Genomic DNA, 25,964 nt, shown 5'->3' with positions numbered 1-25,964 from the left:
GGTTCACCCGCCCGGCCCACGCCTGTCGGGGGCTCCGGTCAGGGCAGCAGGCGCTGCCCGTCGCGCACGAGCCACCACGACTCGTCGGCGAAGTCGGCCGGGTCGATGACCCCGCGCGCCTGCGCCCACTCGATGAGGAGCTGACGGATCTCCTGCTGCTCGTTGTAGACGACCGGGGCCGTCGAGACGTGCGGGAAGTTGCCGCCACCGGAGCGTCGGTAGTTGTTCACCGCCACCACGAACACGTCGTCGTCGGCCACCGGGGTGCCGTCGGGGTGGACGAGGCGCGTGACGCGCTGCCCGGCCGGACGGCTCACGTCGAGGTCGTACTCGACGCCCGCGAGCTGGTCGTAGTTGTAGTCCGGCGTGCCACCCGCGTTGGTGATCGACTCCGGGTCGACGTCACCGGTGGCCGGCACCTGCTCGAAGTACCTGGCGGAGTACTCCAGGTAGTCCCGCAGCTGCGCGCCCGTCATCTCGACCGCCTCGAGCGTGTTGTCGTAGATGTACAGCCCCGCGATGTCGCGGATCGTCACCTCGCCGGCGGGGAACACGGCCTCGCGGCTGAACGGCGCGGCGATAGACAGCACCGGGGTGTCGGCGTACGGGGTGCCCTCCAGCGCGGCCTCGACGGTCTCGGTCTGCACCTGCTGGATGAAGTCGAGGATCGCGGTGTCCTCGTAGCGGCTCGTGACCGCGGACAGCTCCTCGCTCGAGGTCGCGACGACCTGGTTGACGTACTCCACGGCCGTCGAGTGGTACTCGTCGGTGGCCGCGAGGACCGCGGGGTGCTCGGGGTAGTCCTTCGTGCGGATCGCGGTCGCGTCCTTCGCGACGACGTCCCAGCGGCCGCGGACCTTCTCCAGCGAGATGTCGACCCGGGACACGGTCGCGCCCCAGCGGTACGGCTGCGTGAGGAGGACCTCCTCGCCGGTCACCTCGTTGACCACGACCTGCGACGGCGCGTCGCGGTGGGTGTGCCCGACGACCATCATGTCGATGCCGGGCACCGTGCGGGCGACCACGTCGGACGGGTTCTCCGGCGGCAGCTCCGGGCCGTACGACGAGCCCCCGCCGACCCCGGCGTGGGACAGGACGACGACGACGTCGGCGCGCGCGTCGACGACGGGGACCCACTCGCGGGCCGTCTCGACCATGTCGCGGAACTCGACCCGGCCCTCGACGTTGCCCTTGTCCCAGATGGCCGAGCCGGGCGTGGTGAGGCCGATGATGCCGACCGTGACCGGCTTGTGGCCCCGAACCGACACCCGCTTCAAGGTGTACGGCGCGTGGTACGGCTCGCCGGTCTCCGCGTCGACGACGTTGGCGCCGAGCACCGGGTGCTCGACGTCGTCCTCGTACGCCTGCAGCAGGTCGAGGCCGTAGTTGTACTCGTGGTTGCCCACCACCTGGGCGTCGTAGCCGATCGCGTCGTACGCCGCCGCCATCGGGTGCTCGAGACCGGTCTCGGTCACCGGCTGCTGCTTGGCGTAGAAGTACGTGAGCGGCGTGCCCTGGAGGAAGTCGCCGTTGTCGACGACGAGGACGCGGTCCTCGCCCTGCTCCGCGCGGACCGACTCCACGACCGAGGCGACCCGGGCGAGGCCCGTCGCGTCGCCGGAGCGCTCGGAGTACGGGGCGTTGCGGAAGTAGTCCCAGTCCTGCACGCGCCCGTGCAGGTCGGTCGTGGCGAGCACGGTGAGCTCGAGCTGGTCCGGGGTGGCCCGCCCGGGTCCGCCCGGTGCGGCGGCGGCCGTGGTGGTCGCGGCCGTGGCGACGGTGCCGACGGCCAGGGCGACGGCCAGGGCCGTCGGGAGTGCTGTGCGACGCATGCGCGTCCCCTCGTGAGGTGTCGGAGATGGGGGGAGTGACGGTTCGGTCCGGGTTCGTCCGGTCCGCGCGGAAGCGTAGGCGACGTGCCGGACACAACGGCCGCCCCTCGGTGACGAGCGGATGACCGTCGGGTGACGTCTCGGTAGCGTCGCGACAGTGAGGTCTGAGCTGCTGCAGGTACGGACGGGGTCGCGCGTCGTCACCGACCTGACCGACGAGGTCGTCCGGTTCTGCCGGGCCGGGGACGAGTCGGACGGGCTGGTCCACGTCTTCGTGCCGCACGCGACGGCAGGCGTCGCGGTGATCGAGACCGGCGCGGGCAGCGAGCCGGACCTCGAGCGGGCGCTGGAGCTCCTGCTGCCCCGCGACGACGGCTGGGTGCACCGCCACGGCTCACCCGGCCACGGCCGCGACCACGTGCTCCCCGCCTTCGTCGCGCCGTCGCTGTCGGTCCCGGTCCTGGGCGGCCGGCCGCAGCTCGGCACGTGGCAGAGCGTCGTGCTCGTCGACACCAACGCCGACAACCCCGACCGTCGGGTGCGCCTCAGCTTCCTGGCCGGTTGACGTCGCACCGCGCGTACGTCTGCGTTCGTGTGGACGTGCGGCGCGTGTGTCTGCGTTCCTGTCGACGGACGGCGCGTGCGTCTGCGTTCGTGTCGACGTGCGGCGCGTACGTCTGCGTTCCTGTCGACGTACGGCGCGTGTGTCTGCGTTCGTGTCGACGTGCGGCGCGTACGTCTGCGTTCCTGTCGACGGACGCCACGTGTGTCTGCGTTCTTGTCTCGGTCGAACACGTGTACGACGCCTGTGCCATCCTGGCGGCATGTCCGGAGGCCTCGACCGACGCGGCCCGCGGCCGTCCCGGTCGCTGGCCAGCCGGACGGGCGCCGACGCCCCGGCGCCACCCCACGTGGCTGCGGAACGGGTCGAGGCGCCGCGGGCCGCGCAGGAGGTGCGCCCTGTCCGGCACTGCTGGGTCGTCGACCCGAGCGGCGCCCGCGCACCCGGCCTGCTCGTGGAGTGGCGCCGCTCGGTCGGGTGGGAGGGCCGGGTGGCGTACGTCGTCGACGACCAGGGGGAGCCGACGCTCGTGGAGGCGTGGGTGCCGGCCGAGCAGCTCGAGCGCCGGGCAGGCCCGTGAGGACGAAGGTCCCGGTACCTCAGCCGCCGCCGGAACGACCATGGGCTATCGGACCGGACGGGGCGACCGTGCCGGCCGTTCTCGTCGCGGAGGTGGGCTCGGTGCGCGCCATGGTGGTCTACGAGTCGATGTTCGGGTGCACGGAGCACGTGGCGGAGGCGGTCGCCGAGGGCCTGCGTGAGGGCGGTCTCGCCGACGGCCCACCCGAGGAGGGCGTCCTCGTCGTCGAGGTGGGGCACGCCCCGCCGCTGGACGCGGTGGACACCGAGCTGCTCGTGGTGGGCGGGCCGACCCACGCGTTTGGCATGAGCTTGGCCGGCACGCGCGCGGACGCCGCGCGCCAGGGACCCGTCGTCTCCACCGGCCCGGGGATCCGCGAGTGGCTCGGGAGCGGGGAGCTGCGCACGGGCACGCGTGTGGCCGCGTTCGACACGCACGTCCGCCACCCGGACCTGCCGGGGCACGCCTCGCACGCGGCGTCGAGGCGGCTGCGCCGGCTCGGCGGCTCGGTCGTCGCTCACCCGCACTCCTTCGCGGTCGAGGGCACGGTGGGCCCGCTGTCCGACGGCGAGCTGGGCCGGGCCCGGGAGTGGGGGCGCTCCCTGGCCGCGACGGTCCCCGTGCAGCGCTGAGGCCCGCTGGCCGGCTCGAGCGGCGCTCGGGTCCGTGGGTCCCGGACGCGAACCGCTCCTGACGGGCGCGGGTCGGGGGGGCTCAGCCGTCGGCGAGGCGCACCTCGTCGCCGACCGCGACCTCACCGGGGGTCACGACGTCGAGCACGACGCCGGCCTCGCCGTCGGCCACGTCGGTGACGGTGCGCAGCAGGTCCGGGTCGGCGTCCAGACGGTCCTGGGCGCTCGTCACCATGACGCACCGGGGCATGGGCTCGCGCACCTGCACGACGAGGTCGACGCCGACCGCGAGGCGGCGCCCCACCCAGCCCGGCTCGACGAGGCCGCTGCCCGGGGTGTCGAGGAGCAGGTTCGGCCGCAGGTGGCGGGCGTCGACCGGGGCGCCGTGCGCCGCGTCGAGGTGCCGGAGCGTCGAGGTGGTGACCAGGTGCACCGGACCCTCGTCGGCGTGCGGCACGTCGTCCTCCACCGCGAGCCGCACGTCGCGCCCCGCGTACGCCGACAGCGCCGCGTGCACGGCAGGGTCGTCGCCGCGGAGCCGGCGACCGTCCGGGAACCGCAGCACCGGCACGTCGCCGTCGTAGCTGCTCACGAGGGCGAGCAGGCCCTCGGTGCGGCGGAAGCGTCGTGTCGTCTTGCCGCTGCCGAGCCGGCCGTCGCCGTCGCCGTCGCGGACCGCCCACAGCCGGTCGCCGTCGAGGCCGCGGGCCGAGACGTGGACGCGGGTCACGTGCTCGCCCGCCGACGTCGACTTCACCGGGTAGCGCCACAACGCGGCGACCGTCCCCACCACGTCACCGGTCGCAGTAACAGTCACAGTGCGAACCTATCCCCGGCGGCCTCACGGACAGAGACGCGGACAGGGACGCGGACGGGAACACGGACGTCGCTGCGGCCGAGGCTCGACCCCGGTCCGCGTGCGCGGGACCGGCGGGGTTCCCTACGCTCGGGCCCCGTGACGGACCGGGTGACGGGTACGACGGAGCCCGCGGACCAGCCGGACGGACCGGGTGACGGCGAGCGGAGGGCCCTGGCGGCGGCGGCCGCGCTCGGGCTGCGCTACCGCGTCGTCCGCCACGGCCCGGTCCGCTCCCTCGCCGAGGCCGCCGAGGCGCGCGGCGTGACGCCTGCGGCGGTGGTCAAGACGCTGGTCGTCCGGCGGGGCGACGACGACTTCCTGCTCGTGCTGGTGCCCGGCGACCGGGAGATCTCGTGGCCGGACCTGCGCGGCCTGCTCGGCGTCAACCGGCTGTCGATGCCGGACGCCGCCGCCGCGCGGGACGCGACCGGCTACGAGCGCGGCACCATCACGCCGCTGGGGTCGCTGCGGGCGTGGCCGGTCGTCGCGGACGCCTCGCTCACCGGGGCCGGTGAGGTCTCGATCGGTGCGGGCGCCCACGGGGTCGCGGTCGTCGTCGACGCCGACGAGCTGCTCGAGGCGGTCGACGCCCGGGTCGCCGACGTCACCACGGGCCCGGACTCGCCGGGCACCTGACGGCACGGTCGGCCGCAGCGCGGAACGGCGCCGGGCCGAGCCACGGACGGGGCCTCCCAACGGTGTCAGGCGCTGGGCGAGGGACCGGTGACGACCTGGTTGGCCGGGTCGCGGGACCACTCGGAGAACGAGCCCGGCCACAGCCTGCCCGGCGGCAGCCCGGCGTGCTCACGGGCCACGAGGAGCAGGCACGCGGTGACCCCGGACCCGCACGAGGCGACGACGTCGGCGTCGGCGCCGGCGCCGACACCCGTGAACGCGGCGGCGAGTCGCTCGACCGGCAGCAGCCGACCGTCGTCGTCGAGCAGGTCCGTCGCGGGCAGGTTCCGGGCGCCGGGGACGTGACCGGCGCGCGGGTCCACGGGCTCGACGTCACCGCGGTACCGCTCGGATGCCCGGGCGTCGAGCAGCACGGTGCCGCTGCCGGCGGCGGCCGCGGCGTCGGCGACGGCCGCCGGCGGCCACGGCCTCACCTGCGGTGCCGTGCGGGCCCGTTCGACGGACCCCGACTGCAGCGGTCCGGTCCACGAACGCAGCCCGCCGTCCAGCAGCGCCGCCGAGCGGCCGGTGACCCGCAGCAGCCAGACGAGCCGGGCGGCCACCGCCCCGCCGGCGTCGTCGTAGGCGACGACGTGGTCGTCGTCGCCGATCCCGGCCGCGGCGAGGCCCTCGGTGAAGGTCCCGGGGTCCGGCAGCGGGTGCCGGCCGCCGCCGCCGGCGGGCGCGGCGAGCCAGCGGTCGAGGTCGAGGAACACGGCTCCCGGCAGGTGGCCCGCTGCGTGGGCGTCGGCGCCGGAGCGCCCGTCCAGGTACCAGCGCACGTCGACGAGGACGGGCGGCGGCTCGACGCCGGCCAGGTCGCCGGGCCCGACGACGGGCGGGAGCCGGGACCCCGACGGGTCACCGGCTCCGCCGCCGTGCGCGCTGGGGGTCACTGCCGGTAGTGCTCCACGACCTGCTCCGAGCGCGTCTCGGCCCGGTCGGGGTCCTCACCGGCCGAGCGCAGGGCGCGGCGCTGTCGCAGCAGGTCCCAGCACCGGTCGAGGGCGACCTCGAGGCGCTGCACCTCCTGCCGCTCCTGCTCCGGGGTGAGCTCGTCGCGCTGCGCGGCCTCGCGGGTGCGGTGCTCGTCGTCGACGATGCGGTGGATCTCGGCGAGGATCTCCTCGTCCCGCACGGTGCCTCCTACGCCCCTCGGCCGGTCTGCTGCTGCAGCTCGTCGATCATCTGCGACGCCTGTCCCTTGGTGATGTCGTCGGGCACGTCGCGGCCGGCCTCGCGGGCCAGCGTGTGCAGGTAGGACAGCTGGGGCCCGGTGGCCGGCTCGTCGCCGGTCGCCCAGTCCTCGACGGGCTTCTCGGCCCCGCTCGGGGTTCCGTCGTTGCCGTTGTCGGTGGGTGCGTCGGTCATGCAGCAGACGGTAGGCGGCACCTCGGACACCCGCCCGCTGTAGCGTGCGGCGGGCGCCCGCCGGTCGCGCGGGCCGGAGAGGGGCGTGCCGCGTGCTCGTGCAGCTGATCGGCGGCGGGTGGCGCGACGACGCACGCGACGCGGTCTGGGGCCCGTTCCTCGAGGCGGGGGGCCGGCGGCCGACCGTCGCGTGCGTCGTGCTCGACGAAGGGGACGGCCCCGCGCAGTTCGCCCGCTGGGAGACGGTCCTGCGCGCCACCGGCGCCTGCGAGCCGGTGCCCGTGCTCGTGCCCGAGGGCGGCCGGCTCGACGTCGCCGCGCTCGCCGACGCCGACGCGCTGCTGGTGTGCGGTGGCCTCACGCCCGCCTACGCCGCCGCGCTGGCGCCCGCCGCTGCGGGCGTCCGCGACTGGCTCGCGGACCACGACCGGCCGTACGCGGGCTTCTCCGCCGGTGCCGCCGTCGCCGCCGACCGCGCCCTCGTCGGCGGCTGGCGGGAGGGCGGGGTGCCGGTCTGCCCGGAGGACGCGTCGGAGGACCTCGACCACGTGTCGGTCGTCGACGGCCTCGGGCTCGTCCCGTTCGGGATCGACGTGCACGCGGGGGCCTGGGGGACGCTCGGCCGGGCGGTCGCGGCGGTCACCGCGGGGCACCTCGACCGGGTGCTGGCCGTGGACGAGGACACCGCCGTCACCGTGGTCGACGGCACGGCGACGGTCGTGGGACGCGGGGCGGTGTGGTGGGTGACGCGACGCCCGGGCCGCGACGGGAGCGACGCGAGCGGCGGGACGGACCGTCACGACGTCGGCGTGGTGCGGCTGGTCACGGGGGAGCGCGTCCCGCTCGACCTGTCCTGAGCGGGTCGACGGCGTCAGAGTCCCGCGGCGCGCCCGAGCAGCCGCTCGTGCTGCAGCAGCACCGCGTGCGTCCGCAGGACGGCCGCGGCGGCTGCCCTCGCGTCGCCCACCGGGGTGCGCGTCGGGTCGGGCAGCGCCGTCCAGCCGGCGTCCGCGGCGCGGCGGCGCAGCCGTGCCACCTCCTGCCACGCCCGCGCGGTCGCGGCGGGGGAGGTGCCGCGCTCGGCCGTCGCGACGCTCCACCCGCGCAGCGCGGCGAGGGCCGCGGGCACGGCCGGGGCGTCGGGCTCGGCCCCGTCGGGCTCGGCCCCGTCGGCCCCGTCGGCCCCGCGAGCGCGTGGCGTCGGGCCCGGAGCGTCACCCGACGGGCCAGACCGTCCCGACGGTCGGCTCGGCGAGCCGGAGGTGGGCAGGTGCACGGACTCGACGTCGCCGCCCGGCCCGGGCCACGTGGAGACCGGCTCGAGGACCGCGGTCCCGGCGCGGCTGCGCACCCGGGCCCACACGAGGGTCCCGGTCGCCAGGGAGGCACCGACCGCCTCGAGGTGACGGACCGCCGCCGCCCCGTACGGTCCCCACGCCACCTCGGCGCCGAGCACGTCGCCGTCGGCGTCGGCCAGCGGCCACACGAGCACCTGGCGGGCCGGGTCGAACGCCGGCGCGCCGGCGTCGGCGGGCCGCACCAGCACGACCTGCTGCTCGGCGGCGGGGTCCGCGAGCAGGGTCGCGCGGGGTGACCCAGCGCGGAGGTCGGCCCACCGCTCGCAGGGCTCGAGGGCGAGGGCGGCCAGGTCGGCCGGGGCCGGCAGGGCGGCCGCGACGGTCGACTCGACCGCGGACAGCCGGCCGTCGTCGGACAGGCGCGCCCCGGTGAGGCGCAGCAGCCGGCCGGCGCCCGCGGCGGGGGAGACGAGACCGGTCCACGGTCCGGGCTGGGTCCAGCGCTCGCGCGGGTCGAAGCCGCGCAACGTCTCCGGGCGGGCGTCGGTGCACGAGAGCACCTGCCGTCGGGCCGGCGACCACCAGTAGGTGGTGAGGCCGACGAAGCCGGTGGCGGAGCGCCACGGGACGCCGCCGACGCCGAGGACGTCGAGCCGGTCGACCTCGACGAAACGCCCCCGGGCGCGGCCGGTGAGCGTGACGGGCACGTCCGGCCCGCCGTCACGCGCCGCCTGCTCGGCGACCACCAGCGCCGCGACGAGGGCGTGACCGGTCGCGAGGGTGTCGAGCAGCCGAGCGCTGTCCGCGGCGGCGTGCCGCCGCAGCTGGGAGCCCACCTGGTCCGCGACGGCCCGCAGCACCCGGGACAACCGGTGGTACCCGGCCGTCTGCGTCCAGACGGCGAGGGTCTCGGCCCGTTCGCGGACGTCGTCGTCCACGTGGGCGAGACCGAGCGCCACGCAGTCGAGCAGGAGGTCGCCGGCTGCGCTCCGGGCCCGCTCGCGCGCCTCCACCTCGCCCCGGCCGGCCGCGTCGTCCTCGGGGCCGCCGCGGTGCGCGACCGGGGCGGGCGGCGGCGGCACGTCGGCGCCGGTGGCCCGCCGTACCGCGAGCAGCGCCGCGACGCGCGACCGGGCCGCCTGCCCCCCGGCGGGGGAGACGACGGCCTCCTGCCAGGGCCCGCCGAGCCACCGCAGCGTCGCCCGGGGCCGCAGCAGCGACACGGTCACCGACCCGTCGGGGTCGGAACGGACCCGGACGTCCGCGGCGAGGTCGAGGTCGACGACGGCGTCGTGGGCCCACCGGTAGCCGGGGCGCCCTGCGTGGGCGAGGAGGTCCTCGACCGGCACCGCCGCCAGGTGACCGAGCGGGTCGGGAGCGGCGGTAGGGGCGCGGCCGGTCCCGCCCGACGAGGGGGCGCCGGGCCGCGCCGACGACTCGCCGGCGGTCACCGTGCGGGCGTGCAGCGCGAGGACGAGCACGTGCTGGCACGTGCCCGCGGCGGGGCACGAGCACGTGGCCGCGGCGGGCCCGGCGACACCCACGACGACCTCGTGCCCGTCGACCTCCGCCCGCAGCACGGAGCCGTCCTCCAGCACCTGCGGCTGCGAGCGAGCCAGGTCCTTGCGGGCACGGCGCAGCAGACCGGCGCTGGCGAGGACCTCCAGCGCCTCGTCGTCGAGCCGGGCCAGGGTGGCCGCGGCCCTGGTCCCGCTCACGACACGACCTCCGCGAGCCAGCGGGCGAGGGCGTCCGGCGTCAGCGCCGCGATGCGCATGCCACGGGCGGCGAGGCGACCCGCGACGGTGCGGTCGTGCGCGGGCTCCGCCCGACCGTCCAGGGCCGCCAGGCCGATCATCGTGACCCGCGCCTCCGCGAGCCGGGCGACGGCGGCCTCGAGCCGGCCGACGGGGCCGCCCTCGCAGAAGTCCGTCACGAGGACCAGCACCGTCCGGGTCGGGTTCTCCACCAGCCCCTCGCAGTACGTGACCGCGGCGGCGATGTCGGTGCCGCCGCCCAGCTGCACCGACAGGAGGACCTCGACCGGGTCCTCCACCCGGTCGGACAGGTCGACGACGGCGGTGTCGAAGACGACGAGGCGCACCCGCAGCGACGGCAGCCCGGCGAGGATGCCCGCCATGACGGCGCTGTGGATGACCGAGGAGGCCATGGAACCGGACTGGTCGACGCACAGCACGACGTCCCACGGCAGGCGCCGGGCGTTCCGGGCGAAGAACAGCGGCCGCTCGACGGGCAGGCGCCGGTTCTCCGCGTCCCAGCGGTGCAGGTTCGCGCGGATCGTGCCGTGCACGTCGAAGGTCGCGGCGCTCGGCAGCACCGTGTGGCTCGTCCGGCTCGCGCGACCCGTGAGGGCGCGCCGCACCTCGCTCTGCAGCCGCTGTCGGACCTCCTCCACCACGTGCTCGACGACCCGGCGCACGAGGTGCAGGACGTCCGGCGACAGGTGCCCGCGCAGCGCGAGCAGCGTCTCGAGCAGCTCCTGGCTCGGCTCGAGGCGCTCCAGGGTGGTCGGGTCGGTGACGAGCTCGGTGAGCCCGTAGCGCTGCAGGGCGTCGGCCTCGACGACCTCGGCGGTGCGCTGCGGGAAGAGCTGGCGCACCTCGTCCAGCCACGCCACCACCGTGGGGGCGGAGCCGCCGAGCGACCCGGTGCGCGGCCCGTCCTCCTCGGCGCCGCCCTCACCGCGTGCACCGCGGCCGTGCAGCTCGCGGCCGTACAGCGCGTGCAGGGCCGCGTCGAGGCGCTCCGCCGTCGACGCGGCCGCGAGGCGCGGCAGCCGCTGGTCCGCGTACGGGCCGAGGACGAGCCGCCAGCGCTGCAGCGTCCGCTCGACCTCGGCGTCGGCCTCCGCCGGCCCCCGGGCACCGACCCGGGCGGGTCCGGCGTCGCTCACCGCGTCCACCCCGCGAGGCCGTGCGCGTCGAGGGCGGCGACGACGTCGGCGCTCAGCGCGGCCGCGCCGGCCGCCTCCTCGGCGGTGACCTCGCGGACGACCGACACGTCCAGGCGGGCGCGACCGTGCCGGGCCGCGACCGCCTCGGCGACGCGGTCGGTCTCGCGCGGCGTAAGCCCGGTGAAGGCGAGCCGCAGCCGGGGCAGCGCCGCGACGAACGTGACGTCGTCCCACTCGGCGAGCCGGTCGTCGACGGCCCGGACCACGTCGTCGTCCTGCCAGGCCGCCTCACGCGCGGTGCGGAGGACGCCCACCAGGTACGACGCCGCGGCGGCGGGGTCGCCGGCCCCGGCGAGGCGCCCGGCCAGCCGCGCCCCCAGGGCCCCCGGGGCCAGGCGCCCCGCGGCGTGCAGGAGACCTGTCGCGGCACCGGCCAGCAGCGGCTGCGCCACGGCGTCCGCCGCCGCGGCCACGACCTGCCACAGCACGTCCTCGTCGAGGGCCGTCGCCGCCTCGGGCTCCAGCAGCAGGCCCCGCAGCCGCACCAGCCCGTCGGCGGTCTCCTCCTCGGCCGCGGTGTCCGCGGGCTCCTCGGCGGCCAGACCGCGCGCGAGGTAGAGGGCGCGCGAGCCGGCGGCCCGCACGAGCGCTTGCAGGTCGGGCACGCGGTCGGCCTCCAGCGGCTCCCGGGCCCGCAGCAGCACCGCGAGGGTGGCGGTGGCCCGGGCCACCGACGCGAACGACGGGTCGGCCGCGAGCGCGGCGGTCACGTGCGCGCGCACGTCGGGCACCGCGTCGTGCAGGCCGAGCACGCACGCGTGCACGAGCGTCCGGGCCCCGCGCAGCGCGTCGGGTGCCTGTTCGGCGACGGTCTCCGTGACGTGCTCCTCGAAGCGGGCCCGGACGGCGTCGGCGAGCGTCGAGCCGTATGCGGACCGCTCGACCAGCGCGGCCTCCGTCGCCGCGCCCCACGCGTACTCCCACCGCTCGCGCACGCGGTGCAGGTCGACGTCGTGCACGAAGTCGGGGCCCGCCTGGCGGACGGCGAACGGGACGCCGAGGAAGCCCAGCGCGTGCAGGAAGCGGCTCGTCCGGCGGTGGTCGGGGCGGCGGTACACGTCGAGGTCCGCGCGCCGGCGCTCGACGTCGTCGACGTGCAGGCGCAGCGCGCGGGCCCGCGCCTCGGTGTCGGCGAGCAGCGGCGGCCTGCCCGCCCCGGGTGGCACCCGGCCCAGGTCGTCGCCGACGAGCACCGAGCGCAGGGCGGCGAGCACGCCGGCGCCGTCGGTGTCGACGTCGCCAGAGACGAAGGCGCTGCCGCACGCGTCGACGACGTCCTCGCGGACCGGTCCGGCGCGCCCCCGCAGCGCCGCGAGGCCGAGCGCCTGCTCGTAGCCCGCCTGCACGAGCGGCAGCGGCACGGTGCGACGGGACTGCCGCTGCGCGAGGTCGGCGACGTCCTGGAGGACGTCGAGGGCGACCGCGCGCCGCGCGGCGCCCGCGTCGGCCCCCTCCTGCACCGCACGCCACACGCGGCGGTGCCAGGCCGGCGACGTCATGCCGGCGGCGTACCCCTGGAGGCGGTCGAGGCGGTCGCTGGAGTAGCGGACGAGGGCGTGCCCGCCCACGACGTCCGCGGGCACGGTCACGGCCGGTCGCGCGAGCGCGCCGCCGCGGACGGCGGCCACGAGCCCGGGCAGCACGACGCCGTGGAAGCCGCCGACCACCGCGAGGACGGGGCCGTCGCCGGGTCGGTCGAGCGCCTGCGCGACGTGCCACGCCATCTCCGCCTCCCGCGCGAGCGTGCCATCGCGCTCCAGCGCGGCGCCGTCGCTGTCGGTGCGCGCGAGCAGGCAGTAGGCGACGACCCGCTCGACGTGCTGGCGGAGGTCGAGGTGCGGGGCGTCGACCTCGAAGAGGTGCTCCCACAGCTCCTCGTGGTCGCGGCAGCCGAGCCGGGCGGCCAGCGCCGACAGCGAGCGGCTGTGACGCAGGTGCCGCTCGTCCTGCAGCGGTCCGGTCCGCCCCTCCGACGCGCGCGGGCCGGTGCCGTGCCGCCCCGCGCGCTCGTCGACGGGCGCGGGTGCCTCACCGCGGCCCGCTCGGTCGAGGAGCCACTGCTCGGTCGGGTCGAGGTCGACGAAGCGGACGTCGCTGCCCAGCGCCGCACCCGCCCGCACGGCGACGAGCTCGGGGCTGTGCTCGCAGAACGGGTGGTAGGCGCCGTGCCGGGTCACGCCGTCGGGGGCGGCCGCCCACGCGTACACCGCCACGGGAGGCACCGTGGCGGGGTCGGTGAGCAGCGGGACGAGGCCCGTGAAGGACCGCGGCCCCTCGACGAGGACCGCCCTCGGTCGCAGCCGCTCCACCGCGCGGCCCACCTGCAGGGCGCACCCCGGGCTGTGGTGCCGCACCGGGACGACGACGAGGTCCTCACCGAGCATGTCCGCCGCCGTGCGGCGGACCTCAGCGGTCGAGGTCACGACGCGCGTCGAGGGCGGGGCGCCACACCGGCTGCCGGCGCGCCCTGGCCGCCACCACCGTGTCGAGGTAGTGGCGCAGCCGGGTGCCGTCGTCCGGGTTGTCCTTCAGGACGGTCCCCACGAGCTGGCGGGCGACGTGCCCGCCGTCGACCTCGCCGTCGCCGAGGTAGTACGCGTCCAGGCACGCGGCGTACCCGACGGCGACCGCCTCGGCGCTGGACAGGACCGCGGTCGGCCGCTCGACGACGGTGCCGTCCTCCGTCATGCCCTCGCGCAGGTCGTGGAAGGCGGTGACGAGCAGGTCGACGACCTCGGGCCGCAGCCGGACGTCCACCTCGGCGCGGGCGAGCAGCGCGTCGGTCTGCTCGGTGACGAGGCGCCGGGCCAGGGCGCGGTCCCGTACGGGCCGGACCGTCTCGAAGCCGAGGCGTCGCTTGAGCGCGCTCGACATCTCGTGGACGCCGCGGTCGCGCAGGTTCGCGGTCGCGAGCACGTTGAAGCCGGGCCGGGCGTAGAGGACCGCGTCACCGCCGGCCAGCTCGGGCACGTGCAGGGCCTTGTCGCTCAGCAGTCCGATGAGGGTGTCCTGCACCTCCGGCTGCACCCGGGTGATCTCCTCGAAGCGGCACAGCACCCCGTCGCGCATCGCCTCGTACACCGGGCCGGGCACGAGCGAGCGCTCGCTCGGCCCCTCGGCGAGCAGGAGCGCGTAGTTCCACGAGTAGGTGATCTTCTCCTCGCTCGTGCCGGCGCTGCCCTGCACGACGACACCCGAGCGACCGGACACCGCCGCAGCGAGCAGCTCCGACAGCATGGACTTGGCGGTGCCGGGCTCGCCCACGAGCAGCAGCCCGCGCTGGCTCATGAGCGTGACGACGCAGCGGTCGACGAGAGGGTCGTCGCCCCAGAACTTCCGGCGCACCCCGAGCCGCTCGTCGCCGACGACGAACGCGCGCACCGCGCGCGGTGACAGCCGCCAGCCGGGCGGACGCGGACCCGTGTCGGCCGCGGCGAGGCGCGCGAGCTCCTCGGCGTGCACGACCTCCGCCGGCGCGCGGAGCACGCCGAGCGCAGGGTCGCTCCCGTCCCCCGCTCCGCCTGTCACCCCGCCCGTCACCACGCCGCCGCCTTCTGCCACTCGGGGTCGTGGGCGCCGAGCGACGCGAAGCCGCGCACGTCGGTGAGGCACTCGGAGTAGACGACGGCGGGCACGCTCCCGAGCGGGGTGGCGGTGGGCGCCACCGTCCCGTCGGGCGCCACGGCGCGGAAGCGGAGCGCGAGCAGCGCGACGGGGTGGTCCTCCTCGGGCACGACCAGGCCGGAGTGCTCCAGCTCGGCGCGCCAGCCCGGCAGGGTGCGCACGTACTCCGTCCACGTCGCGCCGTCGCCCACCTCACCGCGCGCCCAGCCCGCTGCGGTGGCCCGACCGCGGAGCCGGAACGACGAGGCGACGAGCGTGCCGCGGACGTCGGTGACGGCGTCGGTGTCGGAGTCCTCGGGGCGGTGCACGGGCCGGCCCAGCTGCGGGAAGGGCGGCGTCACCTCGTAGTCCGCGAGGTGCTCGAGCCAGCGTGCCGCGACCTCCGGGCCCTCGACGGCGTCGTGGGCGAGGCGCACCCGCCACCCGGCGGGCACCTCGACGTCCTCGTCGTCGACGTCGGTCAGGCTGCCGTCCGGCAGGGGGCGGACGACGAGCGGCCCCGCCCCTGCCGGTGCACCGTCCCCCGCCGTCCCCGGTCCCGGTGGTTCGAGCACCCACACGAGGCCCTGGGCGAGCCGGCCGACGAGGGGGTGGGCGACGACGTGCTCGGCCCACAGGTCGGCGTCCCACGTGCGCTGGCTGACCAGCGCCTGCTGCAGCCGTGATCGCTGCGCCTGCAGGACGCCCTTGACCTCCTTGCGGGCGGCCGCGAGCGCCTGCTTGCTGGCGGCCGCGGCCTCGGCGTCGTCGCTGCTGCGGGGCGCCGGGAGGGCCTTGACGGTCCGGCCGTCGTCCGTGCGGAGCCGCACGGTCAGGTCGGCGTCGAGGACGGCGGTGAAGGCGCGCTCGCCGTAGGACAGGACCTGCTCGCCGCGCGCGTCGAAGCCGGCCGTCGGGACGGTGCGGTCGGCGAGCTCCTCGGTCGTCCAGCCGCGGACGTCGGCGACCTGCTGCGCGAGCCTCACCGCCTCCTGCTGCACCCCCTTGGTGCGGAAGCGGTCGGCCACCTGCAGCAGCTGCTGGGTGGCGGCCGGGGCGGGCACCCACGCGAGGACGCCGAGCAGCGCCTTGCACTGCGCGGCGCGGGTGCCGTACCACTCCGCGAGGTAGGCGCGCACGACCGGCACGACCCGCTCGTCGCCCGTGGCCCCGACGACCGCGAGCACGCCCTTGCTCGAGGTCGCCGACCCGCGCGGGCGGCGCAGGTGCCCGGGGAGCAGCCACGCGGTGACCTCCTCGAGGCTGCGCCCGTGCATCGGGTGGTTCGGGTAGTAGCCGGGGTACTGCTGCAGGCCGCGGTGCAGCCCGGCCGCCTCGGCCCGCGCGGCCTGCTCGGCGTCGGCGGGGTCGACGGGGCGGGTGTCCTCCGCGACCCACTGCTGGAGCAGGGAGACGGCGAAGGCGCCGCGGGAGCGCTCCTCGAGCAGCGCGCCGTAGCGGCGCAGCACCGCGCCGGGCTCGGGCGAGCGGGCCTTGACCGCCTGCAGGCAGAGCCACTGCACGACCGGCAGCGGCAGCTCGGTGCCGTCCGCGGCCCAGCGCAGCGGCGGCAGGCCGTCCCACCACACCCACGCCAGCGACGCCGGCACCCCCTTGCGGAGCCCCTTGTCCGCGTCGGCGGCGAGCGAGGCCGGGTCGAGGTAGAGGTGGGCGGGACGGCCGAGCCGTTCGAGCGCGTCGAGCAGTGCGCTGCGCACCTGGTCGTCCCGCTCGGTCCGGAACGCCGCCTCCAGGGCGTCGACGGCGCTCGGGTCACCGAGGCGGGCGCACCAGCGGGCGGCCGCCTGGCGGGCGCCGGCACGGCGCTCACGCAGCGCCGCGACCGCCTGGTCCCGAGCGGTCGCACCGCGCCCGAGCGCGTCCTGCGCCGCCTCGTGGTCGCTCGTGCGCGTGCCGACGGCGAGGGCGACGAGCCGCTCGAGGACGGCGCGCGGGTGGTGCTCGACGAGGCCGAGCCCGCGGAGCAGGCGCGCCCGGTCGACCTCGTAGCTCACGCGGTCCTCGTCCAGCAGGTCGAGGGCGGTCGAGCCGTAGCAGGCGAAGAAGCCGCGCAGGTGCTCCTCGGGCCAGCCGTCGCCGAGACCCTGCCACCTCAGGGCGTAGGCGCGGCCGGCGACCTCGGCGCCGACCCCCATGACGGCCAGCGCGTCCGCGACCTCCAGCAGCGTCGGCCCCTCCGCGCCGTGCAGGCGCTGCACCGCGGTCCCGACGGCGCGCGCCGGGCCGGACCACGAGCCGGCCACCGCGGCGCGGGCGTCGGCCGGCAGCGCGCCGAGCACGTCGAGCGCCTTGAGGACCGCGACCAGCGGGACCCCGGACGGCGTGGCGCGGGAGACCGCGTGGACGACCGGCCACGACGGGTCGGTACCGGTGGCGGGCGCACCACCGCTGCGCACGTCGGTGCTCGCGAGGTGTGCCCGCAGCTGTGCGCGCCGCCGACGCGCGTCCCCGGGGGCGACGGTCGGCGTCCGTCGGCCGGAGTACTGCTGGTCGAGCTGGGCGAGCCTGCTGAGGACGTCGTCGACCCAGCGCTCGACGTCCGCGGTGAGGGGCACCGCCCACTCCGCCCCACGATCCTGGCGGACGGGCGGGGACCAGCCGAGGGCCGCCGGGTCGACGCTCCCGCCGGTCCCCGGTCCCTCGGACCCGCGCTCGACCGCATCCGCCGCGGCGGCGTCCCAGCGCTCCACGAGCTCGCGGACGCCTGCGGCGCGGTCGGCCAGGGCCCGCTCGCGCACGCCGCGGCGCGCCTCGTCGTCCCCGAGCTCGTGCAGCAGGAGGAACGCGTGGGCGCGCACCGCCGGGGTCCCGTCCGTGGCGAGGGCGTCGAGTGCCGCGACCTGCTCCGGTCCGCACGCCGCCGCGCGCACGAGCAGCGCCCGCGCGGCCGTCCGCACCCTGGCGTTGCCGCTCGTCGCCTCCGCCGCGAGCTCCGGGGCCAGTGTCGCGAGGGTCCGGTCGTCGGCGAGGCCGAGGAGGTCGAGCAGCCTCAGCCGCGTGGGCGGGTCGCCGGCACCCAGCGCCGGCCTCACCGCCTCGACGTGCCGCGCCAGGGCTCCGGCGAGACCGGGGAGGCCGAGCAGCGCGCGGTGCTGCGACTGCTGCCAGGACGGCACGGTCGCGGGGAGCGCGTACGCCCGCAGCGTCGCGCCGGCGGCGAGCCCGCGCCGCACCTCGAGGTCCTCGAGGCTCCCGGCGTCCACCAGGAGCGCGCGGGTGAGGACCGTCGTGCCGGGCACGAGCGCGTCCGTCCACGCGGGCAGGCCGGCCCTCCGCCCCGGCCCGGCCGCCCACGGGACGGCGGCCGCGGCCGTCTCGACGAGGTCGAGCAGCCGGTCGAGGACGTCGGGCGGCAGGTCGGCGAGCGCGTGCCGCTGCACGCCCGGCACCGGGCTCACCCAGGTCTGCCCCGTGCTGACGAGGGTCGGTACGAGCGAGTCCGGCCACGCCGGGTCGGAGGTCGCCGTCGTGAGCCCGTCGTGAGGGTGGCCCGTCACGACCCACGCGGCGAGCTCGTCCGGTCGGGACAGCTGGCCCAGGCCCTCCCGCAGGACCGCGGCGAGCGCCACGGCACCTGGGTGCGCGGTGGGCCCGCGACCCGGCAGCACCTTCGACAGCCAGCTCATGACCGCTCCCCTCGACGCACGTGGGCAGCGTGGTGCGACCGGGCCCACCGCCACAACCGGTTCCGTGTACTCCGACCCGACCGGCGGGCGGTGGGGGGGCGGGACGGAATGGGACGGCGACGCGGGGTATTGCCGCAGGTGTGAGCGCCCCGACCCTCGACGTGCCCCTCGGCAGCCGTTTCGCGCGCGAGCTGCCGGAGCTGGCCGTGCCGTGGCGGGCCGTCACCCCGCCGGCGCCGCGGCTGCTCGCCCTCGACGACGACCTGGCGCAGGAGGTGGGCCTGGACCCCGCGTGGCTGCGGAGCGGAGCGGGCCTCGGCCTGCTCACCGGGACGGTCGTGCCCGAGGGGAGCCAGCCGGTCGCGCAGGCGTACTCGGGCCACCAGTTCGGTGGCTGGTCGCCCCGCCTCGGCGACGGCCGGGCGCTGCTCCTCGGCGAGCTGACCGACCGCTCCGGCCGCCCGCGCGACCTGCACCTCAAGGGGTCCGGCCGCACGCCGTTCGCCCGTGGCGGCGACGGTCTGGCCGCGGTCGGGCCCATGCTGCGCGAGCACGTGGTGAGCACCGCGGTGCACGCCCTCGGCATCCCCACCGCCCGCTCGCTCGCTGTCGTCGCGACCGGCGGGACGGTGCGCCGCGAGCGCGTGCTGCCCGGGGCCGTGCTCGCCCGCGTCGCGAGCAGCCACCTGCGGGTCGGCTCGTTCCAGTACGCCCGCGCGACGGGCGACCTCGACCTGCTGCGCCGTCTCGTCGACCACGCGGTCGACCGGCACCACCCGGCGGCCGCCGCGGCGGAGCGGCCGGCGCTCGCGCTGCTCGACGCCGTCGTGTCCGCCCAGGCCGCGCTCGTCGCCCGGTGGATGCTCGTCGGCTTCGTCCACGGCGTCATGAACACCGACAACATGACGGTGTCGGGCGAGACGATCGACTACGGCCCGTGCGCCTTCCTCGACGCCTACGACCCGGCGACCGTCTACAGCTCCATCGACACCGGCGGCCGGTACGCCTACGGCAACCAGCCCGCGGTCGCCCAGTGGGACCTCGCCCGTCTCGCGGAGACGCTGCTGCCGCTCATCGCCCGCGACCCGGAGGACGCGACCGCCGTGGACCAGGCCGTCGCCGAGGTGACGGAGCTCGTCGAGGTGTTCGCCGACCGCTACCGCGCGGCGTGGGCCGAGGGCGTGCGAGCGAAGCTCGGGCTCGGCGCGGACGTCGAGCCGGCGCAGGCGGCGGAGCTGGGGGAGAGCTTCCTCGGCCTGCTGCACGAGCGGCGCGGCGACCTGACCGGCGCCTTCCGCGCCCTCGGGGCCGCCGCGCGGGGGGACGACGGCCCGGTCCGCGGCTTCCTGCCGGCGACTCCGGCGACGGGGGACTGGCTGGCTCGTTGGCGCGCGCTGGGACCGGAGGCGGCGCGGGCCGACGCCGTCAACCCGGTGTACGTCCCGCGCAACCACCTCGTGGAGGAGGCGCTCGAGGCGGCCACCGCGGGGGACCTGGCCCCGGTGCGGACCCTGCTCGAGGTGGTGCGCCGACCGTTCGAGGAGCAGCCGGGCCGGGAGCGGTACGCGGCACCCGCACCCGACGGCACCGGCGACTACGTCACGTACTGCGGCACTTGAGGCGGGCGCACCACCCGTGCCTCAGGCGGCGCGGTGCGCTGCCGCGGACCCGGTCGTGAGGGGGACCTCGATCTCCTCCAGCGGGAGCCGCGTCCGGGGAGCGGTCTCGCGCGAGGCGAACGGCTCCGCGAGCTGCAGCGCGGCGTCGTGGCGACCCACGGCCAGCACGACGAGCGGGGTGCCGGCCTCCGCCGGGAGGAGCCGCGCCGCAGCGTCGCGGTCGAAGCCGCCCAGCTGGTGCACCGCCAGGCCCTCGTGCTCGGCCTGCACGGTGAGGTGCGCGACGGCCTGGCCCGCGTCGTAGACGGCCCACGGCCGCTCCGCGCCGTCCGGGCCCGTCGTCACGGCCGCGACGAGGACGAGCGCCGACGCCGTGTCCGCCCAGGCGCGGTTCCCCGGCGCCAGGGTCCCGAGCAGCGCGTCGTGACCGGGCGTGCCGCGCAGGGCCACCGCGAAGCGCCACGGCTGCGTGTTCGACGCGCTCGGCGACCACCGGGCGGCCTCCAGCAGCGCGGTCACCTGGCCCGCGGTCAGCTCCGCGGCGGGGTCGAAGGCGCGGGTGCTCCAGCGGCTGGCCAGCAGCGGGTGCAGGGGGACGGCGGTCCGGGCGTCACGTGCGGTCGTCACGCCCGTCCGAACGATTGACGCGTCAATCTATTCCGGGCCGACGGGAGGGACCTGGGTCCATGGTGCGGGAGCGGGGGGAGCGGTGAGACTGCGGCCGTGGTGCGTGCGGCGGGGGTCCCGGCGGCCCGCGACCGGGCCCCCGCCGGCGGCTCCCGCCGGCGGTCCCTGACCATCCTCGCGCTGCTGCTCGCCGTCGTCGGGCCGCTCGTCTCCGTCGTCGGCCTCACCCCGCAGGTGGTGCGAACCGGCAACGTGTCCCACTGGCCGTGGGAGGAGCACGGCGTGCTGGGCTGGTGGCTCGTGCCCGCGTTCCTGCTCGCCGGGGCCGCGGTCGCGGCGGCGCGGCACCGTCCCGCGCGCGTCGACCGCCTCACGGGTGTCCTCGGGGTGCTCGGTGCGCTGACGACGCTGGCGCTGTTGTACAACCCCTGAGCCGGGGGGGACGGCTTCCCGATCGTGCCGGTCCCGCTCGCCGCGCGTAGCGTCGAGGCATGTCGACGCCGAGCACCGACGCGCCCACCACGACCGACGGACCGGAGCGCGTCGAGATGTGGTTCGACCCGTCCTGCCCCTGGACGTGGTTGACCTCGCGCTGGCTGGTCGACGTGGCGGAGGCGCGCGGGTTCGACGTCGGCTGGCACGTCATGTCGCTGGGCATCCTCAACGAGGGGCAGGACGTGCCCGAGCAGTACCGCGAGGCCATGGGGCAGGCGGGACGGGCGCTTCGGGTGCTCGCAGCCGCCGGGCGGCGCGAGGGCGCCGGGGCCGTCGGACGGCTGTACACCGAGCTCGGGACCCGGGCCCACGACGGCGGGCGCGGCCTGACGACGGACGTCCTCACCGAGTCGGTCGCGGCGGCGGGCCTGGACGTCGGGCTCGCGGACGCACAGGACGACGAGTCGCTGGACGCCGCGGTCCGCGAGTCGCACCAGGCCGGTCAGGACGCGGTCGGCGACAGCGTCGGCTCGCCCGTCGTCTCGGTCGACGGCCGCGCGTTCTTCGGTCCCGTCATGACGCCGGTCGCCCGCGGCCAGGAGGGTCTCGACCTCTTCGACGGGCTGCGCCTGCTGGCCGGCACCAGCGCCTTCTCCGAGCTCAAGCGGGCCCGGAACGGCCCGCCGTCGCTCACCTGACCCACGCCGGCTCGCAGGACCTGGACCGACGACGGAAGCGCGCGGACGGTCCCCGCACGGAGGGAGTGGTCCCGTGGTGCTCGTGGTCTGCGGCCTTCTCGTGGTGGCCGCGGGCGTCCACTTCGCCCGGACGACCGCGCTGCCGAGGGGCGGGGAGACGCTGCGCGGCACGGTCGTCTCGGTGCAGGAGAAGAGGTCGAGCCTGTCCAGCGACGGTCGACGGCTCCACGCCGTGACCGTCGAGTACCGCGACCCGGCGACCGGCGAGCGCCGGGTGCTGACCCCGGACGGGCACCGTCCGGAGGCGTACCGGACCGGCGACGAGGTGTCGCTCGTACGCGACCCCTCGACGGGAGAGGTCCGGCTGCCCGCGCCGCGACGCGTGGCGCAGTCGCTCGCTGCGCTCGGCTTCGGTGCCGTGGTCGTCGCGCTCGGTGTCCTCGACGTCGTGGGGGGATGAGGTGTGGACGCCCCCGCAGGCGGGTACGTCCGTCCCACGACCCCGACACGAGGAGCGCACATGGGCATCATCGGACAGGTTCTCGGCACGGCACGACGGGCCGCCGGCCCCGCCGCCTCGAGCGGAGGCACGCGGCGCACGCGTCGTCGCCCCGCCACCACCACCGGCTCGGCGCGCGGCGGTGGCCTGCTGAGCGGGCTGCTGCGACGCAAGGGCCTCTGACCCGCCTTCCGGCCAACGCGCCCCCGTCACCCGTGCGGTGACGGGGGCGCGTGCGTCTAGGCTCCTCGCGCACGAGACCGACGACCGGGAGGTACCGCCGTGCCGGGTGGACTGGTGGCGCTGCTCGACGACGTGGCCGCCCTGGCCAAGCTGGCCGCGGCGTCGGTCGACGACGTGGGTGCCGCCGCCGGGCGCGCGAGCGCCAAGGCCGCGGGCGTCGTGGTCGACGACACCGCCGTCACCCCGCGCTACGTGCAGGGCCTCGCCGCCCAGCGCGAGCTGCCGATCATCGGCAGGATCGCCCGCGGGTCCCTCATCAACAAGGTGCTCGTCATCCTGCCGGTGGCGCTGCTGCTCAGCCAGTTCCTGCCCTGGCTCCTCACCCCCATCCTCATGCTCGGCGGGCTCTACCTCTCGTACGAGGGCGCGGAGAAGATCTGGGAGAAGATCGCCCACCACGAGCACGCGCCCGCGACGCCCGCCGCGGCCGCCGGACCCGAGCACGAGGCGACGGTCGTCAAGGGCGCCGTCCGCACCGACTTCATCCTCAGCGCGGAGATCATGGTGATCGCCCTCGACGAGGTGACCGACGAGCCGCTGCTGTCCCGCGCCGTCATCCTCCTCGTCGTCGCGGTCGGCATCACCGCGCTCGTGTACGGCGTGGTGGCGCTCATCGTGAAGATGGACGACATCGGCCTGCGGCTCGCCGAGCGCGACAGCGCCGCGGCACAGCGGGTGGGTCGCGGCCTCGTCGCACTCATGCCCCGCGTGCTCGCGTTCCTGGCGACCGTCGGCATCGTCGCGATGCTGTGGGTGGGCGGGCACATCCTGCTCGTCGGACTCGACGAGCTCGGCCTCACCGGGCCGTACGACCTCGTCCACGCGGCGGAGGAGGCCGTGCGCGAGGCGACCGGCGCGGTCGGCGGCGTGCTCGCGTGGCTGACCAACACGCTCGGCTCTGCTCTGCTCGGAGCCGTCGCGGGCGCGGTGGTCGTCGCGGTGGTGACGGGCATCAAGCGGGCCCGCGGCGGGCGCAAGGCGCAGCCGGCGCACTGAGGCGACCGGCGCGGGGCGGCTCCGACCGTCTCAGTCCCGGCCGGGCGCGAGCGGGCGCGCGCCGAGCACCCCCAGCTGCTGCAGGCCGCTGCCGGTGTCGACGACCTCCCACACCTCGGCGACGCGGCCGAGCGCGATCCGGGCGAAAACGGCCTGGTCGACCGCGACCCGGGCGCCGGTCGGCTCCACGCCGAGGAAGCGGCCGGTGTGGTGGCCGGTCACGAGGACCCGGGCGGCGACGTGGTCCCCGGCCGCGACGACGGTGAGGACGTCGTGCCGCAGCCGGCTCAGGCCGGCGTGCCCGGCCCGCCACGCCTCGACCGCCGCCGCTCGCCCGTGGAGCACGCTGCCGCCGGGGGAGCGGGTGACGACGTCGTCGGCGAGCACGTCGTCGAGAGCGCCCCAGTCCCTCGCGTCGCCGGCGGCGAGGTAGGTACGCAGCAGGTGCTCGCCGTCCTGCTCCGTCACCTCGTGCCCCTTTCGTCGTCGGCGGGCCGGTGGCCCGCCGGGCTCCCGCGCAGCAGCGGGAGGGCGTGCTCCTCGAACAGCCGCCGTCCGCTCGCCCAGCCGCTCGGCAGCGTGTCGGTGCCGGACTCGCGCGTCCAGCCGGTGCGGGTGAGCGCCGCGAGCACCGTGCCCGTCGGCAGGTGCACGAGCACGCACTGCCCGCCCCATCCGGCGGCGAGCAGGACGTCCTCCCCGTGCCAGAACCCGCCGCCGTAGGCGAGGTGCTCCGGTGCGACCGGCGGCCCGAGCGCGCAGGTGCCCGGGTGCAGGTCCGGCCGTGCTGCTGCCCACGTCTCGCCGAGGAGCAGCAGGTCGGCGATCCCGAGGTGCAGGTGGGCGTGGCCCCAGGGGGCACCGGTCGCGTCCCGCTCCCACTCGTGCTCGCCGACGCCGGCCGGTGCCAGGACGCGCCGTGAGAGGTAGCCAGCAGCCGACCCGGTGCGCGCGTCGAGCTCGCGCACGAGCAGGTGGGCCGCGGCGTTGACGTAGCGCGGCCTGCCGTCCGCCGCGGTTCCGGACGCCAGGGCCGCCCCGATCGCGGGCAGCGGGTCCGCGGCCGTGCCGGCGAGGGCGTCCATGTCGGGGTCCTCGCGCCACGCCTGCCGCATGCACAGCAGCCGGTGCACGGTGACGCCCGGCGCGCGGTCGAGGACGGTGAGCGGGTCGTCGAGCGAGGCGAGGACGCCGTCGGCGAGCGCGGCGCGCACCGCGGTCGCGGTCACCGACTTGGTGACGGAGAAGACGTCGCCCGTGGCGTCCGGGTCGGGGCCGGCCACCAGGCGCCGCGTGCCGTCGCTCACCCCGAGGGCGACGACGTGCGCGTGCTCCGGGCGGAGGAGGGCGCTCTCGCACGCGGCGAGGAGGCGCTCGGGCCTCACGCTCGCCTCGCCGTCACGCCGGCCCCACCTCCGTCGCGGTCCCGCAGATGCCGCAGACCTCGAGCTCGCGGCGCCTCCAGCGGAGCACCGGCACGAAGAAGACCGTCAGGCGACGCGACGTCCGGACCCGGGTCCACGTCGTCGTGTTGTGGCAGCGCGGGCAGGTGCGCGTGGCGCCCGGGCCCAGCTCGTCACGCGAGTCGCCGACGCCGAAGAGGACGAACACCTCAGGGCTCCTCGACGACCGCGAGCTCGTTGCCCTCCGGGTCGGCGACGAGCCGTCGCCCGTCGCCCTGAGCCAGCAGCCGTCCGCCTGACTCCAGCGCGGCGCGCACGCGGGCCTCGGCCGCCTCGGCCGGGACGAGGAGCTCGACGTGGCCGCGGTCGCGCTGCCTCCGCCGGTCCGTCTCCGCCGGGTCCATGTCCTGCAGGACGAGCGTCGGGCCGAGCCCTCGCGGGTCGTGCAGGTCGGTGACGCCCTCCCGACGGTCCGGCTCGTAGCGGAGCGCCGCCTGCCAGAAGGCACGGACGGCGACGACGTCGACGGCGTCGAGGAACAGCTGGGCGAAGCGCGGCAGGTCCGGCTCGACCGCCGCGCCGGATCCGCGGGCGGTCGTCTGCAGGCCCGCTGCGAGGTCGACGAAGTCGAGCGGCAGCCCGTGCGCGTCCGCCTCCCACCGGTCCTTGCCGCTGTCGAGCACGACGAGGCCCGGCCGCAGGTCGACCTGCAGCGGGAAGCCAGCCTCGTGCGCGAGCCGGGCGACGTTCCCGGCCAGGTCCTGCTGCTGGGCGGTCGACCTGACGCGGTAGCAGGCGATCGCGCTGAAGACCGTGCACCAGTCAGCGGTGGCCGGGTCGTCGCCGAGCGGGTCACCCGCCACGAGGTCGACCTCGTTGCCGTCGGGGTCGGCGTGGCGGACGGCGTACGGTCCGGCCGGCGAACCAGGCCGCACCCGCTCGACGACGGCGGTGGGACGCACGACGTCGAGATGCAACCGTCCCCGCAGCGGGCGGTGCTCCGTCGCGGGCCGCAGGAGCAGGTCGGGGTCGCGACGCAGCGGGTCGCGGAGCACGTCGGCGGCCACGTCGTACCCGAGGACGCCGGACCAGAACGCCACCAGGGCGCCGGTGTCGGCGGTCTCCCACACCACCCGCACCTGCTGCAGGACCGACGGGTCCGGCTCGAGGCCGGCGCCCCGGACGGCGTCCGACACCGAGCCGTCGTCCGGGCCGTCGGGCAGGCGCACCCGGACGCCGGTGGCCCGGACGTCGACCACGGCCTCGGGCCGGCTGCCCGTCACCGCGGCCGCGGCCGCGGCGCCGGCCACGAGCGACGGCGCCCCGAACCACGCGGTCGGGACGCCGTCGAGCGTCCGCCAGGGCGTGGAGGGTGGCGCCATGCCCGGCACCGTAGTCCTCGTGGCCGACG

General features: G+C 77.0%; 26 protein-coding genes. 11 read left to right on the top strand and 15 right to left on the bottom strand.

Annotation, left to right across the window (positions count from 1 at the left end; translation table 11 throughout):
• Positions 1 to 38 precede the first annotated feature (38 nt).
• A complete protein-coding gene (locus WAA21_RS08505; protein WP_336922351.1) occupies positions 39 to 1,832 on the bottom strand; it encodes a bifunctional metallophosphatase/5'-nucleotidase in 1,794 nt (597 codons plus the stop codon).
• Between the two features lie 157 nt (positions 1,833 to 1,989).
• On the opposite strand from WAA21_RS08505, the gene WAA21_RS08500 reads away from it, so the two are divergent.
• The 3 genes from WAA21_RS08500 (at position 1,990) to WAA21_RS08490 (ending at position 3,606) form a co-directional block, all read left to right on the top strand.
• On the top strand, positions 1,990 to 2,397 hold the full coding sequence (locus WAA21_RS08500; protein ID WP_336922350.1) for a YjbQ family protein: 408 nt from the start codon (positions 1,990 to 1,992) through the stop codon (positions 2,395 to 2,397).
• Between the two features lie 259 nt (positions 2,398 to 2,656).
• Positions 2,657 to 2,974 (top strand): hypothetical protein, encoded by a 318-nt coding sequence (locus WAA21_RS08495; protein ID WP_336922349.1) that lies wholly within the window; start codon positions 2,657 to 2,659, stop codon positions 2,972 to 2,974.
• Between the two features lie 68 nt (positions 2,975 to 3,042).
• On the top strand, positions 3,043 to 3,606 hold the full coding sequence (locus tag WAA21_RS08490; RefSeq protein ID WP_336922348.1) for a flavodoxin family protein: 564 nt from the start codon (positions 3,043 to 3,045) through the stop codon (positions 3,604 to 3,606).
• Positions 3,607 to 3,688: 82 nt separating this feature from the next.
• Here WAA21_RS08490 and WAA21_RS08485 read toward each other — a convergent pair whose 3' ends face one another.
• A complete protein-coding gene (locus tag WAA21_RS08485) occupies positions 3,689 to 4,423 on the bottom strand; it encodes an MOSC domain-containing protein (RefSeq protein ID WP_336922347.1) in 735 nt (244 codons plus the stop codon).
• A 150-nt stretch (positions 4,424 to 4,573) separates the two neighbouring features.
• On the opposite strand from WAA21_RS08485, the gene WAA21_RS08480 reads away from it, so the two are divergent.
• Positions 4,574 to 5,101: an aminoacyl-tRNA deacylase gene (locus tag WAA21_RS08480; RefSeq protein ID WP_336922410.1), complete on the top strand. Its 528-nt coding sequence runs from the start codon at positions 4,574 to 4,576 to the stop codon at positions 5,099 to 5,101.
• Positions 5,102 to 5,166: 65 nt separating this feature from the next.
• Here the strand turns inward: WAA21_RS08480 and WAA21_RS08475 are convergent, their stop codons facing one another.
• Genes WAA21_RS08475 through WAA21_RS08465 form a run of 3 tightly spaced genes read right to left on the bottom strand, consistent with a single transcriptional unit; the run spans position 5,167 to position 6,511 of the window.
• Positions 5,167 to 6,036, bottom strand: a complete 870-nt coding sequence (locus tag WAA21_RS08475) for a sulfurtransferase (protein WP_336922346.1) — start codon at positions 6,034 to 6,036, stop codon at positions 5,167 to 5,169.
• On the bottom strand, positions 6,033 to 6,278 hold the full coding sequence (locus WAA21_RS08470) for a DUF2630 family protein (protein ID WP_336922345.1): 246 nt from the start codon (positions 6,276 to 6,278) through the stop codon (positions 6,033 to 6,035). Before WAA21_RS08470 ends, WAA21_RS08475 begins: the two co-directional genes overlap by 4 nt.
• 8 nt (positions 6,279 to 6,286) lie before the next feature.
• Positions 6,287 to 6,511: a DUF3072 domain-containing protein gene (locus WAA21_RS08465; RefSeq protein ID WP_336922344.1), complete on the bottom strand. Its 225-nt coding sequence runs from the start codon at positions 6,509 to 6,511 to the stop codon at positions 6,287 to 6,289.
• A gap of 92 nt (positions 6,512 to 6,603) precedes the next feature.
• Here WAA21_RS08465 and WAA21_RS08460 point away from each other — a divergent pair, with 92 nt between their 5' ends.
• Complete coding sequence (locus WAA21_RS08460; protein WP_336922343.1) at positions 6,604 to 7,368, top strand: peptidase S51; 765 nt, start codon at positions 6,604 to 6,606, stop codon at positions 7,366 to 7,368.
• A gap of 14 nt (positions 7,369 to 7,382) precedes the next feature.
• Here the strand turns inward: WAA21_RS08460 and WAA21_RS08455 are convergent, their stop codons facing one another.
• Genes WAA21_RS08455 through WAA21_RS08435 form a run of 5 tightly spaced genes read right to left on the bottom strand, consistent with a single transcriptional unit; the run spans position 7,383 to position 18,033 of the window.
• On the bottom strand, positions 7,383 to 9,527 hold the full coding sequence (locus WAA21_RS08455) for a hypothetical protein (RefSeq protein WP_336922342.1): 2,145 nt from the start codon (positions 9,525 to 9,527) through the stop codon (positions 7,383 to 7,385).
• Positions 9,524 to 10,723: a VWA domain-containing protein gene (locus tag WAA21_RS08450; RefSeq protein WP_336922341.1), complete on the bottom strand. Its 1,200-nt coding sequence runs from the start codon at positions 10,721 to 10,723 to the stop codon at positions 9,524 to 9,526. Before WAA21_RS08450 ends, WAA21_RS08455 begins: the two co-directional genes overlap by 4 nt.
• Positions 10,720 to 13,206, bottom strand: coding sequence for a DUF5682 family protein (locus WAA21_RS08445; RefSeq protein ID WP_336922340.1), 2,487 nt, complete (start codon positions 13,204 to 13,206; stop codon positions 10,720 to 10,722). The genes WAA21_RS08450 and WAA21_RS08445 overlap by 4 nt, the downstream gene beginning before the upstream one ends.
• Positions 13,190 to 14,269, bottom strand: coding sequence for an ATP-binding protein (locus WAA21_RS08440; protein WP_336922339.1), 1,080 nt, complete (start codon positions 14,267 to 14,269; stop codon positions 13,190 to 13,192). The genes WAA21_RS08445 and WAA21_RS08440 overlap by 17 nt, the downstream gene beginning before the upstream one ends.
• A 50-nt stretch (positions 14,270 to 14,319) precedes the next feature.
• Positions 14,320 to 18,033 (bottom strand): DUF4132 domain-containing protein, encoded by a 3,714-nt coding sequence (locus tag WAA21_RS08435; protein WP_336922338.1) that lies wholly within the window; start codon positions 18,031 to 18,033, stop codon positions 14,320 to 14,322.
• 140 nt (positions 18,034 to 18,173) lie between these two features.
• Here WAA21_RS08435 and WAA21_RS08430 point away from each other — a divergent pair, with 140 nt between their 5' ends.
• Positions 18,174 to 19,652 carry a protein adenylyltransferase SelO gene (locus tag WAA21_RS08430; RefSeq protein ID WP_336922337.1) on the top strand — a complete coding sequence of 493 codons (1,479 nt, stop codon included), beginning with the start codon at positions 18,174 to 18,176 and terminating at the stop codon, positions 19,650 to 19,652.
• 21 nt (positions 19,653 to 19,673) lie between these two features.
• On the opposite strand, the gene WAA21_RS08425 is transcribed toward WAA21_RS08430, so the two are convergent.
• Positions 19,674 to 20,279 (bottom strand): nitroreductase family protein, encoded by a 606-nt coding sequence (locus WAA21_RS08425; RefSeq protein ID WP_336922336.1) that lies wholly within the window; start codon positions 20,277 to 20,279, stop codon positions 19,674 to 19,676.
• 96 nt (positions 20,280 to 20,375) lie between these two features.
• Here WAA21_RS08425 and WAA21_RS08420 point away from each other — a divergent pair, with 96 nt between their 5' ends.
• From WAA21_RS08420 to WAA21_RS08400, 5 genes are all read left to right on the top strand, one after another.
• Positions 20,376 to 20,711, top strand: a complete 336-nt coding sequence (locus tag WAA21_RS08420; RefSeq protein WP_336922335.1) for a hypothetical protein — start codon at positions 20,376 to 20,378, stop codon at positions 20,709 to 20,711.
• Positions 20,712 to 20,770: 59 nt separating this feature from the next.
• Entirely contained in the window at positions 20,771 to 21,412 is a 642-nt protein-coding gene (locus WAA21_RS08415; protein WP_336922334.1) for a mycothiol-dependent nitroreductase Rv2466c family protein, read from the top strand.
• Positions 21,413 to 21,485: 73 nt separating this feature from the next.
• Positions 21,486 to 21,872 (top strand): DUF3592 domain-containing protein, encoded by a 387-nt coding sequence (locus WAA21_RS08410; RefSeq protein ID WP_336922333.1) that lies wholly within the window; start codon positions 21,486 to 21,488, stop codon positions 21,870 to 21,872.
• Between the two features lie 60 nt (positions 21,873 to 21,932).
• Positions 21,933 to 22,094 (top strand): hypothetical protein, encoded by a 162-nt coding sequence (locus WAA21_RS08405; protein WP_336922332.1) that lies wholly within the window; start codon positions 21,933 to 21,935, stop codon positions 22,092 to 22,094.
• 99 nt (positions 22,095 to 22,193) lie between these two features.
• Complete coding sequence (locus WAA21_RS08400; protein WP_336922331.1) at positions 22,194 to 23,150, top strand: DUF808 domain-containing protein; 957 nt, start codon at positions 22,194 to 22,196, stop codon at positions 23,148 to 23,150.
• A 30-nt stretch (positions 23,151 to 23,180) separates the two neighbouring features.
• Here the strand turns inward: WAA21_RS08400 and WAA21_RS08395 are convergent, their stop codons facing one another.
• The 4 genes from WAA21_RS08395 to WAA21_RS08380 are packed head-to-tail and all read right to left on the bottom strand — an operon-like array spanning position 23,181 to position 25,935.
• Positions 23,181 to 23,618, bottom strand: a complete 438-nt coding sequence (locus WAA21_RS08395) for an ester cyclase (RefSeq protein WP_336922330.1) — start codon at positions 23,616 to 23,618, stop codon at positions 23,181 to 23,183.
• Positions 23,615 to 24,535, bottom strand: coding sequence for a serine hydrolase (locus WAA21_RS08390; RefSeq protein WP_336922329.1), 921 nt, complete (start codon positions 24,533 to 24,535; stop codon positions 23,615 to 23,617). Before WAA21_RS08390 ends, WAA21_RS08395 begins: the two co-directional genes overlap by 4 nt.
• Before the next feature lie 13 nt (positions 24,536 to 24,548).
• A complete protein-coding gene (locus tag WAA21_RS08385) occupies positions 24,549 to 24,761 on the bottom strand; it encodes a zinc-ribbon domain-containing protein (RefSeq protein WP_336922328.1) in 213 nt (70 codons plus the stop codon).
• 1 nt (position 24,762) lies between these two features.
• Positions 24,763 to 25,935, bottom strand: a complete 1,173-nt coding sequence (locus tag WAA21_RS08380; RefSeq protein ID WP_336922327.1) for a VOC family protein — start codon at positions 25,933 to 25,935, stop codon at positions 24,763 to 24,765.
• Between the last annotated feature and the right edge of the window lie 29 nt (positions 25,936 to 25,964).

Origin of the sequence: Aquipuribacter sp. SD81, from assembly GCF_037153975.1 — a bacterium.
Classification (GTDB): Bacteria; Actinomycetota; Actinomycetes; order Actinomycetales; family JBBAYJ01; genus Aquipuribacter.
This window is presented reverse-complemented; position numbering and strand designations above follow the sequence as displayed.

Bases quoted from the DNA above. Each gene is read 5' to 3' on its own strand.
- WAA21_RS08380 (WP_336922327.1), bottom strand. From the start codon at position 25,935: ATGGCGCCACCCTCCACGCCCTGGCGGACGCTCGACGGCGTCCCGACC.
- WAA21_RS08505 (WP_336922351.1), bottom strand. From the start codon at position 1,832: ATGCGTCGCACAGCACTCCCGACGGCCCTGGCCGTCGCCCTGGCCGTC.
- WAA21_RS08435 (WP_336922338.1), bottom strand. From the start codon at position 18,033: ATGAGCTGGCTGTCGAAGGTGCTGCCGGGTCGCGGGCCCACCGCGCAC.
- WAA21_RS08465 (WP_336922344.1), bottom strand. From the start codon at position 6,511: ATGACCGACGCACCCACCGACAACGGCAACGACGGAACCCCGAGCGGG.
- WAA21_RS08415 (WP_336922334.1), top strand. From the start codon at position 20,771: ATGTCGACGCCGAGCACCGACGCGCCCACCACGACCGACGGACCGGAG.
- WAA21_RS08495 (WP_336922349.1), top strand. From the start codon at position 2,657: ATGTCCGGAGGCCTCGACCGACGCGGCCCGCGGCCGTCCCGGTCGCTG.
- WAA21_RS08405 (WP_336922332.1), top strand. From the start codon at position 21,933: ATGGGCATCATCGGACAGGTTCTCGGCACGGCACGACGGGCCGCCGGC.